The 16717-nt window shown below is 40.3% G+C and carries 15 protein-coding genes and 2 pseudogenes; 12 read left to right on the forward strand and 5 right to left on the reverse strand.

Annotation, left to right across the window (positions count from 1 at the left end; translation table 11 throughout):
* Positions 1 to 427: 427 nt before the first annotated feature.
* From LLY41_RS08150 to LLY41_RS08175, 6 genes are all read left to right on the forward strand, one after another.
* Positions 428 to 4093 carry a dynamin family protein gene (locus LLY41_RS08150; protein WP_304587431.1) on the forward strand — a complete coding sequence of 1222 codons (3666 nt, stop codon included), beginning with the start codon at positions 428 to 430 and terminating at the stop codon, positions 4091 to 4093.
* A 24-nt stretch (positions 4094 to 4117) separates the two neighbouring features.
* Positions 4118 to 4867 (forward strand): nucleotidyltransferase domain-containing protein, encoded by a 750-nt coding sequence (locus tag LLY41_RS08155; protein ID WP_304587432.1) that lies wholly within the window; start codon positions 4118 to 4120, stop codon positions 4865 to 4867.
* Positions 4868 to 4896: 29 nt separating this feature from the next.
* On the forward strand, positions 4897 to 5085 hold the full coding sequence (locus tag LLY41_RS08160; protein ID WP_095244638.1) for a hypothetical protein: 189 nt from the start codon (positions 4897 to 4899) through the stop codon (positions 5083 to 5085).
* Positions 5085 to 5921, forward strand: coding sequence for a sulfurtransferase (locus LLY41_RS08165; RefSeq protein ID WP_304587433.1), 837 nt, complete (start codon positions 5085 to 5087; stop codon positions 5919 to 5921). The genes LLY41_RS08160 and LLY41_RS08165 overlap by 1 nt, the downstream gene beginning before the upstream one ends.
* A gap of 90 nt (positions 5922 to 6011) precedes the next feature.
* Positions 6012 to 6614: a hypothetical protein gene (locus LLY41_RS08170; RefSeq protein ID WP_095244621.1), complete on the forward strand. Its 603-nt coding sequence runs from the start codon at positions 6012 to 6014 to the stop codon at positions 6612 to 6614.
* Positions 6615 to 6693: 79 nt separating this feature from the next.
* The gene (locus tag LLY41_RS08175; RefSeq protein WP_095244620.1) at positions 6694 to 7584 is read left to right on the forward strand and encodes a 5'-3' exonuclease; all 891 of its coding nucleotides are present in this window, start codon (positions 6694 to 6696) and stop codon (positions 7582 to 7584) included.
* Between the two features lie 73 nt (positions 7585 to 7657).
* Here the strand turns inward: LLY41_RS08175 and sspL are convergent, their stop codons facing one another.
* The gene (sspL, locus tag LLY41_RS08180; protein WP_026581140.1) at positions 7658 to 7795 is read right to left on the reverse strand and encodes a small, acid-soluble spore protein L; all 138 of its coding nucleotides are present in this window, start codon (positions 7793 to 7795) and stop codon (positions 7658 to 7660) included.
* A 224-nt stretch (positions 7796 to 8019) separates the two neighbouring features.
* Between sspL and LLY41_RS08185 the strand changes: the two are divergent.
* Positions 8020 to 8483 (forward strand): annotated as a pseudogene (locus LLY41_RS08185) (divergent PAP2 family protein).
* 114 nt (positions 8484 to 8597) lie between these two features.
* Positions 8598 to 8861 (forward strand): DUF6123 family protein, encoded by a 264-nt coding sequence (locus LLY41_RS08190; RefSeq protein WP_048007866.1) that lies wholly within the window; start codon positions 8598 to 8600, stop codon positions 8859 to 8861.
* A 37-nt stretch (positions 8862 to 8898) separates the two neighbouring features.
* On the opposite strand, the gene LLY41_RS08195 is transcribed toward LLY41_RS08190, so the two are convergent.
* From LLY41_RS08195 to LLY41_RS08205, 3 genes are all read right to left on the reverse strand, one after another.
* On the reverse strand, positions 8899 to 9819 hold the full coding sequence (locus tag LLY41_RS08195) for a DMT family transporter (protein WP_304587437.1): 921 nt from the start codon (positions 9817 to 9819) through the stop codon (positions 8899 to 8901).
* Positions 9812 to 10225 (reverse strand): reverse transcriptase-like protein, encoded by a 414-nt coding sequence (locus LLY41_RS08200; RefSeq protein WP_095244617.1) that lies wholly within the window; start codon positions 10223 to 10225, stop codon positions 9812 to 9814. Before LLY41_RS08200 ends, LLY41_RS08195 begins: the two co-directional genes overlap by 8 nt.
* Positions 10226 to 10325: 100 nt before the next feature.
* Complete coding sequence (locus LLY41_RS08205) at positions 10326 to 11003, reverse strand: queuosine precursor transporter (protein ID WP_304587439.1); 678 nt, start codon at positions 11001 to 11003, stop codon at positions 10326 to 10328.
* Positions 11004 to 11187: 184 nt separating this feature from the next.
* Between LLY41_RS08205 and LLY41_RS08210 the strand changes: the two genes are divergently transcribed.
* On the forward strand, positions 11188 to 11844 hold the full coding sequence (locus tag LLY41_RS08210) for a ribonuclease H family protein (RefSeq protein WP_304587440.1): 657 nt from the start codon (positions 11188 to 11190) through the stop codon (positions 11842 to 11844).
* A 27-nt stretch (positions 11845 to 11871) separates the two neighbouring features.
* Positions 11872 to 12048 carry a zinc-finger domain-containing protein gene (locus tag LLY41_RS08215; protein ID WP_081757372.1) on the forward strand — a complete coding sequence of 59 codons (177 nt, stop codon included), beginning with the start codon at positions 11872 to 11874 and terminating at the stop codon, positions 12046 to 12048.
* Positions 12049 to 12719: 671 nt separating this feature from the next.
* Here the strand turns inward: LLY41_RS08215 and cspD are convergent.
* Positions 12720 to 12920, reverse strand: a complete 201-nt coding sequence (cspD, locus tag LLY41_RS08220; RefSeq protein ID WP_009791749.1) for a cold-shock protein CspD — start codon at positions 12918 to 12920, stop codon at positions 12720 to 12722.
* Positions 12921 to 13231: 311 nt separating this feature from the next.
* Between cspD and LLY41_RS08225 the strand changes: the two genes are divergently transcribed.
* Complete coding sequence (locus LLY41_RS08225) at positions 13232 to 13522, forward strand: hypothetical protein (protein ID WP_095244612.1); 291 nt, start codon at positions 13232 to 13234, stop codon at positions 13520 to 13522.
* A 131-nt stretch (positions 13523 to 13653) separates the two neighbouring features.
* A pseudogene (gene pulA, locus LLY41_RS08230) lies at positions 13654 to 16574 on the forward strand (type I pullulanase).
* Positions 16575 to 16717 lie beyond the last annotated feature (143 nt).

Below are 16717 nucleotides of genomic sequence, written 5' to 3' on the forward strand. Positions count from 1 at the left end.
TAGACCACATACAAGATAATAATTACTTATTGAAACCAGGCTATCAATGCCTGGTTTTTGTTTTCATATCGTCTATTTAATTAAGTTTTTAGAAGTTAAATACATTAATGCACTGAGTTGATTGGAGCGGAAGGTGCGAGACTCCGGTGGGAGCAGCGGGACAGGTGAGACCCCGGAGACGCGTAGCGTTGAGGAGGCTCAGCGCCCGCCCCACGGAAAGCGAGTGCCTGCAGCGGAAATCAACGGGCCAAATTGAAAGACAAACAATTTATAAGCAGTAATTTGAAAATAGAACATAGAATAACAGCAGAAACTGATTTGCTGAGAAAAATTAGAAATATCAAAGATTAATCCATCCTGTATAGGAAAATAAACAAAAATCATTTAAAATAGGAAGTAAATTAAAGTTACAAGGGGATTAATGGAAATGGCCGAAACGATTTCGCAACCAGGATTGCAGCAAACTGAATTAATAAACAGAATATCTGCTATATATACATTTGCCCAGAGAAATGGAGATGCCGAGACAGCCCAAAGAGCTAAAGATCTCGTGATTAAGCTAAGGAACCAGGAATTTGCCATCGCTTTTTGCGGGCATTTTTCTGCCGGAAAATCGAGCATGATCAACAGGCTGGCAGGCGAAGATCTTCTTCCTTCCTCACCAATTCCAACCAGTGCCAACCTGGTCAAAGTCAAATCAGGTGAGGAAGATTATGCAAAAGTAATTTTTAAGGAAGGAAAGCCAAGGCTTTATCCTGCTCCATATGATTACGGACAGGTAAAATCCTATTGCAAAGATGGCGATTCTATCCATTCCATTGAAATAAGCCATTCCGCCACCAGCTTGCCAAAGAAGGCAGTGATTATGGATACACCCGGAATCGATTCCACTGATGATGCGCATAGGATTGCTACTGAATCTGCTCTTCATTTGGCTGATCTCATTTTTTATGTAATGGATTACAACCATGTCCAGTCGGAATTAAATTTTCTTTTTACTAAAGAACTGACGGCTGCTGGAAAAGACGTTTATCTTGTTATCAATCAAATTGATAAACATCGCGATGAAGAACTCAGCTTTGAGCAATTCAAAAAAAGTGTTAAGGATTCATTTGCATCCTGGGGAGTAAAGCCTGCCCGGATTTTTTACACCACGTTAAAAGACGAGAACCATCAGGCAAACGATTTTAAGGATCTTCAGAGTTTTATTAACAGCAGCATCGCTGATCGTGAAGAACTTTTGCCTCAGTCTGTTTTTAATTCTTTGAAGAAGTTAACAGAGGATCATCTTGAGTTTTTAAGAGACTCTCATGCAGCTGAAAAAGCTGACTGGGAAGAAAAATTGGCAGACCTTGAACAGGATGACAGGGAGCAGCTTCCCGAAAGACTGGAAGAACTGGAGAAGCAGTTAAATGAGCTGAATTCTTCCTTGCATGAAGCTGATATAGAGGTAACCGATAAATTAGATGAGATTTTGAAAAATGCCTATTTAATGCCTTTCCAAACGAGGGAACTGGCTGAATCATATCTGGAATCGTGCCAGCCTTCATTTAAGATTGGCCTATTTTTCAGCAAACAGAAAACGGAGCAGGAAAGGTCATTGAGGCTTGACCGCTTCTACGAGGATTTATCAGAAAAAGTTAAATCTCAGCTGGAGTGGCAAATAAAGGAGCTGTTTTTACAGCAGTTCAAGAAGCATAATATCCATGATTCTGAAAAGCTTGCACAAGTTCAGAGCTTCAAGCTCTCCTTTGAACCGGCTGTTTTAGTTGAAACGGTAAAATCCGGAGCAATGGTTTCTGGTGACTATGTTTTGCAGTATACAAACGACACAGCAGAGGCCCTAAAGAGAATTGCCAAAAAGAACGCAGTTTCTTTAACGAATGCACTTCTAGAAGCACTTGAAGAAAATAACAGCCAGGAACAAACTGCGCTGGTCAATGAAATTCGCACCCTTAATGCTTATGCTGAAGCACTATATGCGCTCAAGGCTATCAATGAAAAAATTAGTAGCGCATCAGCGGGAATGAAAGTCTATTTGACTGGTGAATTCAATACTCATGAGTTTCAGGAAAAAGCCCAGATGCTTGCAGCAGAAGAAGTTGATGAAGCTGAAGTTGTTTTCCTGAATGAAGATAATGCTGAGAAAGAACAGGCAACCCGGAAATCTGAGCAGTTACCTGACGAAGAGCCTGAAAAGGAAGCGGTTTCTGCAGTTGACGTACAGCCTGTTATTGAAAAGCTTCGATATACTGCTAATGCAGTAAAGGAGCTGCCGGGCTTCAGAAAGCTTGCAGCTGATTTGGCAGATAAAGCATCAAGGCTTGAAAGCAAGGAATTCACAGTTGCCCTTTTTGGTGCATTTAGTGCAGGGAAGTCTTCCTTTGCCAACGCTTTGATAGGGAATAAGCTTCTTCCGGTTTCACCGAATCCGACGACGGCTGCTATCAACAAGATTAAGCCTGTCACAGATGAAAATAAACATGGAACCGTCCTTGTTAAAGTTAAAGATTCACATACTCTTTTAAATGATATCAATCATTCCTTGAAGGTGTTTGATTATTCAGCAGGAAACTTCGATGAAGCTGCCGCCGCTATTAAGAAGATCACTGGGGAAAACCAGGATTTTGATGCGAGTGAAAAGACACACTTTGCATTTCTTAATGCCTTTATGAAAGGGTACAAATTCTTTACAGATAAGCTGGGGAAAATCATTAAAGCTGACCTGGATGAGTTTGGGGATTATGTTGCCAATGAAGAAAAATCATGCTTTGTGGAAACGATTGAAGTTTACTTTGACTGTGAACTGACAAGGCAGGGAATTACCCTGGTTGACACACCCGGCGCTGATTCGATTAATGCGAGGCATACCGGGGTTGCATTTGAATATATTAAAAACTCGGATGCTATCCTTTTTGTCACTTATTATAATCATGCCTTCTCAAAAGCGGATAGAGAGTTCCTTATCCAGCTGGGAAGGGTTAAGGATACCTTCTCCCTTGATAAGATGTTCTTTCTTGTCAATGCCATTGACCTTGCCAATAATGAGGAGGAAAAAGATTCGGTGCTCCAGTACGTTGAAGAACAGCTGGTGCAATACGGAATCCGCCGTCCGAATCTGTCTGGCATTTCAAGCCTTCAAGCTCTGGCAGAGAAGCTGGATAGCAGCAAAGAGGAAGTATCCAATATCAGTTCATTTGAAAAAAGCTTTTACTCCTTTATTAATCAGGATCTGCTGAATATTTCCATTTCATCAGCAGAAACAGAGTGGAGGCGCCTATTATCCCAGCTGAGGTCTTATATTTATTCCTCACAGGAAAATAAAGAAGTCAGGCTCGAAAAGCTCAAACAGCTTGAGAAAGAACATAAGGATATTTCTGCGATTATCAGCGGACAAAAACCTGAACTGCTTTCCCAAAGGCTTGAACAGGAAACAGATGAGCTCGTCTTTTACATCAAGCAGAGAGTATTTCTTCGTTTCTATGACTTTGTTAAGGAGGCCTTCAATCCATCAGTTCTGAAAGATGATGGCAGGAATTTAAAGAAAATGCTTAAGCTGGCACTGGATGAATTCCTTGCAAGCTTTGGATTTGATTTTGCCCAGGAGCTCCGTGCAACAACATTAAGGCTTGAATCCTATTTATCCAAATTGATCGCTCAGCAGCAGGAGACTATTTCGAAAAAAGCCTCAAGTGTAAACAGTGATTTGTCTTTTAGCATATATGAGCCGTTAAAAATGGACAGTATTGAATTTGAATCAGCATTTTCCAATGAAGACCCGAACCAATTTAAAAAAGCTTTGTCCTACTTTAAAAATCCAAAAACATTCTTTGAAAAGAATGAGCGCAAGCAATTAGCGGATGAACTGGAGAAGAATCTGCAGGATCCTGCAGACCGCTATTTGCAGGCTGAAAGCAGCAGGCTGAAATTCCATTACAGCAGCCAGCTGATGAATGAATTTGAGCGGCTGCTCAATTCGCTGATTGAACAGAATAACGAATATTATGAAGGTATTACGGCTGCTTTAAAAGATAATTTCCCAATTGAAGAGCTTAAAGAAATTGAGAGGGATATTGCACAGTACGAAAAATAACTTGGAAAGGTTGCTGCTTTTCAGATGGACAAATGGCTGTGCACAGCAGAAGAAAAGTATAATATCGATATCCTTTTTGCTTGTGAAGCAGGGAGCAGGGCTTGGGGGACAGATGATGCGGATTCAGATTATGATATCCGCTTCATCTTCAAACATAAGAATCTTAAAACATATCTTTCCCTTGAACGCGCAAGTGATGTTATCAATACAGATATCCCTTATGATGCGCACGGCTGGGATATCTTTAAAGCATTTGACCTTGTGCAGAAATCCAATCCCAGTATATTTGAATGGGCTTACTCACCTATTATCTATAAGGATATGAACGGCTTTTCAGAAAGGCTGAGGAGTACTGCGGAAGAGGAGTTTTCAAGATTTAAGTTATTACAGCATTACACTCAGGCTTTTTCCCGGAATCTCGGTGAAGCTGCAAAAAATGAGAATCTTACGTTTAAGAAACAAAAGCTGCTGATTCAGGCAGTAAGGGCATGCCTCATATCAAGGCAGCTGCTTAAGAAAAGTAATGTAAAAGGGGATTTTTTGTATACAGGACTCTTTGGCATAAAGGCCGAGGATGAGATCACCCGCTTTTATCAGACCCTGGTTGATGCAAAACAAAGCGGGAGGATAATCGAGAAGCATTTAGCAATGCAAATGGCGGAGAAACTGGAGTCAGAAAGGGAACTGCTCTATGCAGCAGCTGACTCAATGCCTAAAGAAAAAGGCAAGGTATCCGGATTGAATGAATGGCTCTGGGAACTGCTGAAGGTTTAAAATCATTTCTGAGAAGAAAAGGGAGACAAATGGAGAAGAATTCTTTTCATGCATGTGCCACCTGCATAAACTTCCAGCCTGAAAAACGTAAAGACGGAATGTTTTATTTTTGCAGCAGGCTGGGATATGAAACAAAGCCTGACTATCAATTCAATTGCTGGACACCAAAGGAACATATCATACACCTGATGGAAAAGAGAAAAGGGGAGAACCTTTAATGAAGTATCTAGCAGAAAAGGAATGGGTATTATCCAAACTGGATGATCCCAATATTCGAATTGCCGACTGCCGTTTTAAACTTGGATCGCCAGATGAAGGGCGCAGCTTATATGATCATAGCCATATTCCCCATGCAGTGTATTTTGATCTGGAGAAAGATCTGTCAGGTCCGGTAAGTGAACACGGAGGCCGGCATCCCCTTCCGGATCCGGCTCAACTTAGAAAAGCCCTTGAGAAAGCCGGGATCAGCAGAGATACCACAGTTATTGCATATGACGGCGGAGAAGGGGCTTTTGCCGCAAGATTCTGGTGGCTGCTCAGGTATTTAGGGCATGAGAAAGTTTTTGTATTGAACGGCGGATATAAGGAATGGACTGAAAGCGATTATCCTTTGACTAAAGAAGTTCCCCGCATGGATTGGGCAGATTTTAAAATTGATCTGCAGCCTGACATACTTGCCTCATACGAAGAAGTTAAAAGCGCTGCAGGCAATCAGGAGAGCGCTGTTTTAATTGACTCCAGAGAGGAAAAAAGATACCTTGGGCTGGAGGAGCCAATTGATAAAAAAGCAGGCCATATTCCGAGAGCAATCAATAAAGTTTGGCTTGAAGCATATAAAAATGGCAGATTTAAAGATGCCGAAGAACAGGAAAATCGATTTGCAGGTATTGATAAAAACAAACCCATCATTGTTTATTGCGGCTCTGGTGTAACGGCGGCACCTAATTTTCTAGCTTTAAAGGAAGCCGGCTATAAACATGTTAAATTATATGCCGGAAGCTTCAGCGATTGGATCTCTTATGACAGCAATAAAATAGAAACTGTCGAAAAATAGTGAAATCCCTTTTGGAAAAGGGATTTTTTTACTGTTGAATTTATTATATAATTTAAAATGTTTGATAGATTTGAAAAACGGAGGGTAAATATGAATACTGCTGGTTATACCATAACGAAAAAACAAAAAACAGATATAACTCAAATATTGGTCACGATGGGAATCATTCTAATATTATCTGCCATATTTATTCCAATATTTTTACTTTCCCCATTTCAGGCTCAATTTTATAGACCTGAAGGAACCTGGGTATTCGAAGCGCCAAAATCAGCTTATTTGACATTTAGCATTGGTCTGGCAGCTGTGGGTGTTTTTATCTTATTGGGAGTTTGGATGAAAAGCGCCGAAAAATTCGGCTGGTTTGGAAAAGTTTTTGCAGGAGCAGGATTATTAATTTCGCTTTTGATAGCGATTTTAAGTTTTGATTATTATCACTATATCGATAAAAATGGTGTGCATTTCAACACATTACTCAGTTTGCAGGAGAAGCATTATGAATGGTCCGAAATTCAGCAGGCAAGGCAAACGGTTATAAATAAAATGGGTGTTATGTCAGATGATGAATTAATTTTTACTTTTAACGATGGGACAGAATATTCATTCCAGCTGAATGATAATATCCGCAAAGCGAGAATAGCGACTTACTATGAACTGGAAGAACAGGGAGTGGAATTGATCAGGGAAACAGACTAATTCTGTAAAACTTTTCAAGAGAAATGGAGAGTTTCCCATGTTATAATAGTTGTTATGATTATAATTGGGAGGCGGAGACATGAACGAGAATAAACCTTCACTGCTGCTTGTTGATGGAATGGCACTGCTGTTCAGAGCTTATTTTGCAACAGCAATGTCCGGTCAATTTATGATAAATTCTAAAGGAATTCCTACAAACGGAGTTTATGGTTTTGTTAAACATTTTTTAACAGCTGTTTCTTCCTTTAATCCGTCACATGTGGCAGTATGCTGGGATATGGGCAGCAAAACCTTCAGAACGGAAATGTTTGGTGCCTATAAAGCAAACCGTCCAGAAGCTCCAATCGAACTTGTGCCTCAATTCAGTCTGGTAAAAGAAGTGGTGGAAGCATTCGATGTACCTAATATTGGCCTTGAAGGATTTGAAGCTGATGATTGCATTGGAACCATTGCAAAAAAGGCAAGCCAGGAAGCGGATGTGCTGATCCTTACAGGTGACCAGGATATGCTGCAGCTTCTGGATGACAATATTTCTGTCATTTTACTGCAAAAAGGCTACGGCAATTACCTTGTGCATACGACAGAGACGTTTTATGAAGAAAAAGGAATAACACCTAAGCAGATGATTGACCTGAAAGCCTTCATGGGGGATACAAGTGATAATTACCCGGGTGTAAAAGGAATTGGCGAAAAAACAGCGCTGAAACTGCTTCAGCAATTTGAGCATATTGAAGGCGTATTAGAAAATCTGGAACAGCTAACAAAGGGACAGCGTGCCAAGATCGAACAGGATCTTGAAATGCTTCACTTGAGCAGGCAGCTGGCCGAAATAAAATGCGACGTTCCTGTTGAATGCCCTCTTGACCTCGCCCAATTCACAATGAACCGGGAAAAGGTCATCGAGAAATTCACTGAAATTGAATTCAAGGGACTTCACAGATTCCTTGATATTAAAAAGGAATATGCATAAATAAAGCTCCAGGCTTAGCCTGGAGTTTTTTTGCATACTTCGAAAAAAGCCGCACGTTGCGGCCATCCTAATATTATTTAGTATTTTTCTTCTTCGCTGCATTCTCCAGCTTGCTTTTAGGCTCTTCTGCAAATTCAGCATCCTGCCCGTATCCTTGCGGGTTTACGCCAGGTGCTTTTTTTCCTCTGTTTGTATGTCCGTTTTTACTCATCTGATTCACCTCCTAAATCCAGCAATTTTTCATTTGATAAGCTTATTATTGTTTAAGTGTTCGTGTTTTAATCATGTACAGGCAGGGTACAATTTAGCAACTGATGCGGTGAATTTTTTCTTCAGATTCGGTTTAAATTACTCCATAAAATCCAATCTATTTAGCATTTGAAGGAGGAATAATAAAAGTCTGCATACTTAACACTAAAGATGAGGTGAGTTTTTATGAATAAGGGAGTTTATATCGCTCTTTTAAGTATAGGATTGGCACAGGGCCTGAAAATTCCGATCCACTATGTCAAAAAGGGGGAACTGCGTCCGGATTTATTTTTCCAGACAGGAGGCATGCCAAGTTCCCATTCGGCAGGCGTATCGTCTTTAACCACGTTTATTGCTTTAAAGCGGGGTGTACCAACAGTGGATTTTGCTCTATCGCTGGTTTATGGCCTGATCGTAATGTATGATGCCCAGGAATCAGGCGCCAGACAGGTGAGCTTACCTTAAAGGTAAACAGTCTGGGTGAACTGGTTGATAAAATTCACAAAGATGAAACAGTGAAATTTGAGGAAGAAGGTCCAAAAAAGCTGAAGGAAATGCTGGGCCATCAGCCTGCTGAAGTATTAGGCGGAGCAATCCTGGGTGTATTAACCGGAACACTTGGCTACCTTCTTACTAAAAAGAAAAAATAGCTGCTCACTTGAGCTTACAGTGCCCCTGCTTCATGCCGAAAAAAGGTAGATAATTGTCGAAAAATCAGTTAAGATTTAAGAATACAGGAGGAGCAGGGGAAGAGGGTAAGTACAGTGAAGACAGTTGAAGAATATTTGCATTTTTTGCAAAGTAAAGGTTTTCAATTCAGGGAGGACGCAGTTGGCTTCATTTACTTTGGAAAACATTATACCAATGCTTCTGACGAGCTGGCCAATGCAGCAATTGAACTGACATTAAAGGCACAGAAATCATTTGATGGAAGTTTTTACGTTTCTTTGCTGGAAACTTTGGTTTCAAAGAATATAACCAGCAGGCGGGAAGCAATAAAATTTGTAAAAGAAAAAGCAATCATCTAAAAAGGCGTGTCTGTTTCGAGAACACGCCTTTTTCAAATTATGAAGCTGTCTTTTTTCTGAAGGTTAAAAAAGTTTTCTTAGCAGGCAGTTCTGCAAAAATCATTCCCGCAAAAATAAGCAGACAGCCGGCCAGGGCGCTGAGTGAAAGTCTTTCATTCGCCCACATAAATCCTGCAGCTGCTGCAAACACAGGCTCCATGGCGAAAATCAGGGCCACTCTTGTTGGTGTTGTGTACTTTTGAAATGCCGTCTGTGCAAAGAATGCAATAGCGGTAGCAAAAAGTGAAGTCACAATAAGGGCAGTTACTACATTGGCTTTAAATAAAACTTCTGTCTCCAATGCCTGCTGCCAGTCTTCATTGATCAATGCAAAAATGACTGATAAAACTGCCACCGTACTCACTTGGATAACCGTTAATAGCAGGGCAGGATATCTGCTGCTGTATTTACCTGTAAAGATAATATGGAGGGCAAAACCGACAGCGCAGATTAATACATAGGCATCACCAATATTCAGCGGGGCATTATCGGTCATGGTTAGAAAATATAGTCCGGCCGTCGCGATTGAAACGCCGATAATGGCATTGAATCCCGGCTTGATTTTTAGCAGCATTAAAGAAAAGACTGGAACCATTACTACACTTAACCCCGTAATAAAGCCGGCTTTTGAAGAAGTTGTGTGCAGCAGGCCGATCGTCTGGAAGGCATAGCCTATAAATAAAAACAAGCCCATAATAACTCCGGATATTAAAAGCCTTCTATCCATTTTCTTTACCTGTTCTTTTTCAAAAATTGCAAGCCATCCGCCCAGAATTAAAGCGGCCAGGAAAAAGCGGACACCATTAAAAGAGAATGGTTCAAGAAAAGCAATGGCGTTTTGTACAAGCACAAAGGTGGTTCCCCACACAAAGGCAACCAGCAAAAGGCTTACATCTGCAAATATGACTGATCTATTCATGATCTTCCTGACCTTTCACTTTGTTTTTGTGAATGGCAGCTCTTGCTAATTCATCTGCTGCCTTGTTTTCAGAGCTGGGAACCCACTTCATAAAAAATAAATCAAATTTTCCTGTAAGCTCCAAAGCTTCTTCAAGCAGTGGGGCAAACTTTTTATTTTTTACAAATTCTTTTTCAACAGCACGGTTAACAAGCTGTGAATCCGTTCGAAACGAAACTGTTTTATATCCCTTATCAATGCATAGTTTCAGTGCATGAATAAATGCACGGTATTCTGCTTCATGATTTTCCATGCAGCCCAATGCAATGGAAAAGCGTTCAACCTGGCCATTATTTTTTATGAATATGCCTGCACCGCTGGGACCCGGGTTTCCCGCACTTGCTCCATCGATATATACTTCAACCAATTGAATTGCCTCCTGATTTTAACACTATAATAGGGTAAACTAAATGTAGTTTATCACAAAAATAGTTGATACTGCAGAAAAAGGATACCTAAACGGCATCCTAATCTTTTACTGGGAAACGTTTAGCAATATAGCCAAACGGGGTATCAAGTACAGCTACTATAAATTTCAGCAAGTAAGTCGTGATGAAAATTTGAATCCATTCTTCCGGAGGAAATACACCGAGGAAGGCAATGCTTGTAAACACAAGGGTATCCAATAGCTGGCTGATCATGGTGCTGCCATTATTCCTGATCCAAAATTGGCCGTCTGTTGGAAATTTCTTTTTTAAATAGGAAAAGATATAAACATCAGTAAATTGGCTGACTAAATAGGCAGCGAGGCTTCCGGCAGCAATCCGCGGCAGAACCGAGAAAAGAGTGCTGAGAGATTCCTGTGCAAAATCCGTTTCATGCGGTTTGAACAATAATACCATCTGCATGATTAGAGTCATGGACAGAAGAGTAAAGAAACCGAGCCATACAGCTTTTTTCGCTTCTTCTTTTCCGTACTTCTCATTTAAGATATCTGTAACAAGAAAAGCAGTACCATACATAGCGTTGCCTAAAGTGGCAGTCAGTCCAAACATTTCAATTGTTTTTACGACTTGAAGATTGGCCATGACAGTGGAGAAGCCGATCCACACGAAAAGTCCAGTCTTTCCGAACAGGCGGTACATCGCCAATACTAAAATGAAATTAATTATTGCAAAAAGCAATCCAAACCATTCATTAAACATCAAATTCCTCCTAGTTTTGTTAATGCGGGAGTTTTCGAACCGCAGAATATAAAAATGTCATTGACCATTATACATTGAAATATACTCATTTAGTAATAAACAAAGCAAAGTATAATAAGTTCAACTATTGCAAACAGTTCTAATAATGATAACCAGCTAATAAAGTACAGAAAGGCTGACCTAAATGAAATATAAATTAGAATGGAAATACAAACTTAAAGGAACTGAGGATATTTTATTTACTTCAGACCTGATCGATGGTGAAACTGCTTTGCAGGCTGGTGAAGATATTGAAAAGTCGGGCAAGGGCAAAGAGGTAATTTATTATGATGAAGCCGGCACTTCCTGGAGCACAAAGGAAATGAAAAAGCTTCTTATGGAAGTTGAAGAGGACCCTCATGATATTACCGTATTTTTTGATGGCGGCTTTAATAAAGATACCGGCCAGGCCGGACTCGGTGCGGTCATTTATTTTAAACAGGGCAAAAAAAAGTACCGTGTGCGGGCAAATGAGCTTTTTGATGAGATGGATAATAATAATGAGGCAGAATATGCAGCAATTTATTACACCCTGAATCTGCTTGAAGAAATGGGTGTTCATCATATGACATGTGAATTTAAGGGGGATTCCCAGGTAGTATTAAAACAGCTTGAAGGTGAATGGCCGTGTTATGAAGAAAATCTAAATCGCTGGCTTGACCGAATCGAAGAAAAAATTAAAAAACTGGGCATACTGCCAAGATATAAACCCATTCCGCGCAATGAAAATAAAGAAGCGGATAAGCTGGCAAGCCAGGCATTGCAAGGGAAATTTATTAACAGTAAAATGCAGATCATATAATTGTGAATAAGGAAGGCGTGAACAGTTTTGAGCAGAAAGGAAATTATCAATGAAGTGGAGGAGCTGATGACCAGTTACTGCAAAGACTGCTTCCTTCATAAACATCATAAAGATGAAAAAGGGCGCAGATATGCCCATCGATTTTGCATTACAGAGTGCACTGTCGGTGAGAAAATAAAATCGATAGGAAGCAAGCTTTCATAAAGGGAAACTTTAATCAGTGGGGGGGGTATCCGGTGCAACTTCTGACACAAAAAGAGAAAAAGGGCGGTTTAGAGTCAGAACCCGGTGCAACTTCTGACACAAAAAGAGAAAAAGGGAGGCTTAGAGTCAGAACCCGGTGCAACTTCGGACACAAAAAGAGAAAAAGGGAGGCTTAGAGTCAGAACCCGGTGCAACTTCGGACACAAAAAGAGAAAATGGGCGCTCCAGAGTCAGAACCCAGCCCAACTTCGGACACAAAAAACATCCCCACTGATTGTTAGTCGCGTTCTAGTGTCGCCAAGATCTCCGCTATCGCTTCGATCAATCGACACTACGAACCCGATTGGTTCAACTAAGCCTCTGCATGTGCGTCGGCAAGTTTCACTGTATCTCACTAATCGGGCCTTTACATTATAAAGCGAGGCGACTTGCCTTGGGGTGACAAGCATAAGACGAGCAGATGGTGGGGAGTGCTTTTCTTCCCATCAGCTGATTGGCTTATGACCTCGAGCCCCTAGGAGCCGTAGCTAGATTGGGCAGTTAGCCCCGCTTATCCTCTATTGATTCATCTGAGTTTTAAAGTGGGGATCTTACTGCCCGTTAGACTGCGATGAATCCTGTACAAAAATATAAGGCTGGCAGATGCCAGCCTTATTATCATTATATTTGAATTATAGTTTTACAACGTTTGCAGCTTGAGGTCCGCGGTTTCCTTCAACGATTTCAAAAGAAACTTCCTGGCCTTCTTCTAAAGATTTGAAACCGTCACCTTGGATAGCTGTGAAGTGTACGAATACATCGTCTCCGCCTTCAACTTCGATAAAACCGAAACCTTTTTCATTGTTGAACCATTTTACTTTACCGTTTTGCATGTTTACTTTTCCTCCTAAGCCTTTAAAGACACAACAGGTGTCTAAGATGAATATTACCACCTAACAAAACATAAAGCAGATATTTTTAGCTAAAATACATTCTGTTAAATGATGATTATAATATACACGAATGGGCACTTTCAGTCAAGGAATTGAACACCATTTTTACAAAAAACATTAAAATATTTTAAATATTTTTACTTTTTTGTGTCGGAATGGAAAATACAAAGTTTCTGCTGTGATCTGATAACATAATTTATCGTTTTTCTCATATGAATTATTAATTATCTTGTTGTTAAAGGGTGAGGAAAATGTACCGGTTTTCGATTGAGGATCAGGATTGGATTTTGAGGTTTTCACCCAACATCCAAATTGAAGCGGAAGAGAAGCAGGCCATTATAAGCTCCATCCTGCAGGTTGGCAAGGATCTCCCACAATACTCGCATGGGGAGTCATTTATCATTATGAATGACCAATTAGGCATTATCGTTTTTAGTGTCGAGAAAATACCATCTATGATATTGACCGTTTCAAACATTGTTACAGAAGATAAATGGTACATTCAAAAGAACCTGACAATAAAGCGCTATTATAAAGATTGATCGGCAATAGCCGATTTTTTTGTTTAATAGGAAAAAATTCACAGAGTCTTACGCCTTATGTAAACGCTTTCCTTGTTGGATTAAAATATAAATGCAGGAATCTTTAAATAATTTATAAAGGAGGGCTTAAGTTGAAAGGGTTTAAACCGTTTATTTTTCTGGCCGCAGCTATAATATTGGCGGCATCCAATTTTTTATCCCCATTTATGCAAACGATTGCATCGGCCGAAAAAACAACACAGGGGGCCGGTCAGACTACAGCAGTTACCATCCATTATCAGCCTGAAGAGGGTGAAATGAAGGATTGGAATTTGTGGGTATGGCCTAAGGATGGCGAGGGTCAGGTATTTGAATTCACTGGTGAAGATGAATTTGGACTTATTGCAGAGGTTGTGCTGCAAGGTATTCATGATGAAGTTGGTTTTATTGTCCGCACCGACAGCTGGGAGAAAGATGGAGGGGACAGATTCATCAATGTAAAGAGCGGCATTGAAGAGGTATGGGTGAAAGCAGGCGATGAAAATACATATACATCACCGCCTGATGGTGAGTACAGAGACTTTCCGGCATTTGAACGGGTAAAGGTAAAACTCCACTACTTTCGATATGACGGAAATTATGAAGGCTGGAATTTATGGACATGGCCAGAAGACAAGGATGGAAAAAGAGTTGAATTTACAGCAGAAGATGATTTTGGGAAAGTTGCAGAATTTGAGCTTGAAAATCCGGAAGGTATGAAAAAGGCCGGATTTATAGTCAGGAAGAGCACGGAAGGAAATGATTGGGCCGGCAAGGAATTTGGTGATCGCTTTATTACAAAGTTCGATGAAAATGGGAATGCGGAAGTTTGGATTGTTCAGGGAACAGAAAGAATTTATTACAATCCAGCTTATATTGAAAAAGATCCAAAAATAGTGAATGCTTCTATGGATGCTTTTAATCAGATTACACTTGAAACCAATTTTCCTTTCCAGTGGAGGGATTGGGAATCCATAATTAATATTGACAATGCCGATATTAAAGAAGTTGTCCCTTATGACGGGAACGAGGAAAACAATTTTACAAATAAAGTAAAAGTGATAACAGAAGATAATCTGGATTTTAGACAATTTTACAAAATCTCTGCAAGTTCATTTGGAGAAGCAGAGGTGAAGATTGGGGAGGTTGTCAGATCAAAGGAATTTGATGATGCTTTCTATTTTGATGGCAAGCTTGGAAATCAGTATGCGAAAAATCAAACCTCCTTCAGGCTTTGGGCCCCTACAGCAAGTGAAGCATCGATTGTGCTTTATGACAGCTGGGATGATCAGACCGCTGAAGAGCTTCCTCTTAAAAGAGGTGAAAAAGGAACCTGGACAACTGTTCTAAAAGGTAATCAAAATGGGCTGATTTACAATTATAAAGTCAAAATTGGGGGGAATGGACAGAAGCGACTGATCCCTATGTCCGGGCTGTAACAGTAAATGGCGACAGGGGCGTTGTAATGGACCTGGATTCAACCGATCCTAAAAAGTGGAATAAACAGAAGCCGAAATTAAAGAATCCAGAGGACTCCATCATTTATGAAGTCCATATACGGGACCTTTCAATTCATGAGGACAGCGGCATTAAGCATAAGGGGAAGTTCCTTGGGGCTGCTGAGAAAAGCACTCTAACTTCTAAAGGAGAAAAAACAGGTTTAAATCATATAAAAGATCTTGGAGTCACACATGTTCAGTTCCTTCCGATTTATGACTACCGGACAGTTGATGAAACAAAACTGAACGAGCCGCAATATAATTGGGGCTATGATCCTAAAAACTATAATGTGCCGGAAGGATCGTATTCTACTGATCCTTATGATCCGGCTACAAGAATTACAGAATTAAAGACAATGATTCAGGAATACCATGATCAGCAACTGCGGGTTGTAATGGATGTCGTGTATAATCATGTGTTTGCTGTAAATGAATCCAGTTTCCATAAGCTTGTTCCAGGCTACTATTTCCGCTATAACGAAGATGGAACACTTGCCAATGGCACAGGCGTCGGCAATGATACAGCTTCAGAACGAAAAATGGTGCAGAAATTTATTGTCGACTCTGTTGCCTATTGGGCAGAGGAATATAATCTTGATGGATTCCGCTTTGATCTGATGGGCATTCATGACACTGAAACAATGAATAAAGTAAGAAAGGCATTGGATACTATTGATCCTACTATCATTATCATAGGGGAGGGATGGGATTTAAACACACCACTGGCAGCTGAAAGAAAGGCCAATCAGAAAAATGCCGAAGATATGCCTGGCATCGGCCATTTCAATGATGGCATCCGGGATGGTTTAAAAGGAAGTGTGTTTGATGAACTGGATAAAGGTTTTGTAAATGGCAAACAAGGTATGGAAAACTTTGTACAGCAAGGAATTGCAGCAGGATTGGATTATCCGGGCACAATGGCCACATACAAAGATCCTGAACAGGTGGTTACGTATGCTGAGGCACATGATAACCACACTCTTTGGGATAAGCTTGAACTGACCAATCCAGGTGCAGGGGAAGAATCAAAAAAGAAAATGCATAAATTGGCTTCTTCCATTATACTGACGTCACAAGGGGTCAGCTTTGTTCATGCAGGCCAGGAATTCATGCGGACAAAATACGGGGATCACAACAGCTATAAATCCCCTGACAGTGTAAATCAGTTAGACTGGGACCGACGAACTGAATTCAGCGGGGAAGTAGACTATTTTAAAGGTCTGATTAAGCTCAGAAAGCATTATAAATCCTTTAGAATGACAACAGCTGAGGATATTCAATCAAAGCTTAATTTCATTGAGGCCCCGGATAATACGGTGGCCTATAGACTGGATGCAAAAGGCCTGAAGGATAGGGCAAAAGAGATCGTTGTAATCCATAATGCAAATACAGAACCAGCCATAATTTCACTTCCGGACAAGGGTCCTTGGCATTTACTTTCAGACGGAAAACAGGCTGGGATTAAAACACTAAAGATATATCATTCAGAAACAATTGAAGTACCTGCACAAACAAGCTTTATTCTCAAAAGATAAGTAAAGGAGGAGAATCCTGTAAGGGGTTCTTCTTTTTATTTAGCGCAACACGATTGTTTTAAAAATTTCATAACTATAAAGGTATTTTAACTCCCTTTGCTAAATTTTTAGGTTAATATTAAAATAGATGTCTATATTTTGTT

The sequence above is a fragment of the Cytobacillus firmus genome (assembly GCF_023612095.1).
Classification (GTDB): domain Bacteria; phylum Bacillota; class Bacilli; order Bacillales; family Cytobacillaceae; genus Cytobacillus.

Coding starts and splice junctions, on each gene's coding strand:
- LLY41_RS08225 (WP_095244612.1), top strand. CDS start 13,232: ATGTACCGGTTTTCGATTGAGGATCAGGATTGGATTTTGAGGTTTTCA.
- LLY41_RS08165 (WP_304587433.1), top strand. CDS start 5,085: ATGAAGTATCTAGCAGAAAAGGAATGGGTATTATCCAAACTGGATGAT.
- LLY41_RS08155 (WP_304587432.1), top strand. CDS start 4,118: ATGGACAAATGGCTGTGCACAGCAGAAGAAAAGTATAATATCGATATC.
- LLY41_RS08170 (WP_095244621.1), top strand. CDS start 6,012: ATGAATACTGCTGGTTATACCATAACGAAAAAACAAAAAACAGATATA.
- sspL (WP_026581140.1), bottom strand. CDS start 7,795: ATGAGTAAAAACGGACATACAAACAGAGGAAAAAAAGCACCTGGCGTA.
- LLY41_RS08210 (WP_304587440.1), top strand. CDS start 11,188: ATGAAATATAAATTAGAATGGAAATACAAACTTAAAGGAACTGAGGAT.
- LLY41_RS08150 (WP_304587431.1), top strand. CDS start 428: ATGGCCGAAACGATTTCGCAACCAGGATTGCAGCAAACTGAATTAATA.
- LLY41_RS08175 (WP_095244620.1), top strand. CDS start 6,694: ATGAACGAGAATAAACCTTCACTGCTGCTTGTTGATGGAATGGCACTG.
- cspD (WP_009791749.1), bottom strand. CDS start 12,920: ATGCAAAACGGTAAAGTAAAATGGTTCAACAATGAAAAAGGTTTCGGT.
- LLY41_RS08160 (WP_095244638.1), top strand. CDS start 4,897: ATGGAGAAGAATTCTTTTCATGCATGTGCCACCTGCATAAACTTCCAG.
- LLY41_RS08195 (WP_304587437.1), bottom strand. CDS start 9,819: ATGAATAGATCAGTCATATTTGCAGATGTAAGCCTTTTGCTGGTTGCC.
- LLY41_RS08205 (WP_304587439.1), bottom strand. CDS start 11,003: ATGTTTAATGAATGGTTTGGATTGCTTTTTGCAATAATTAATTTCATT.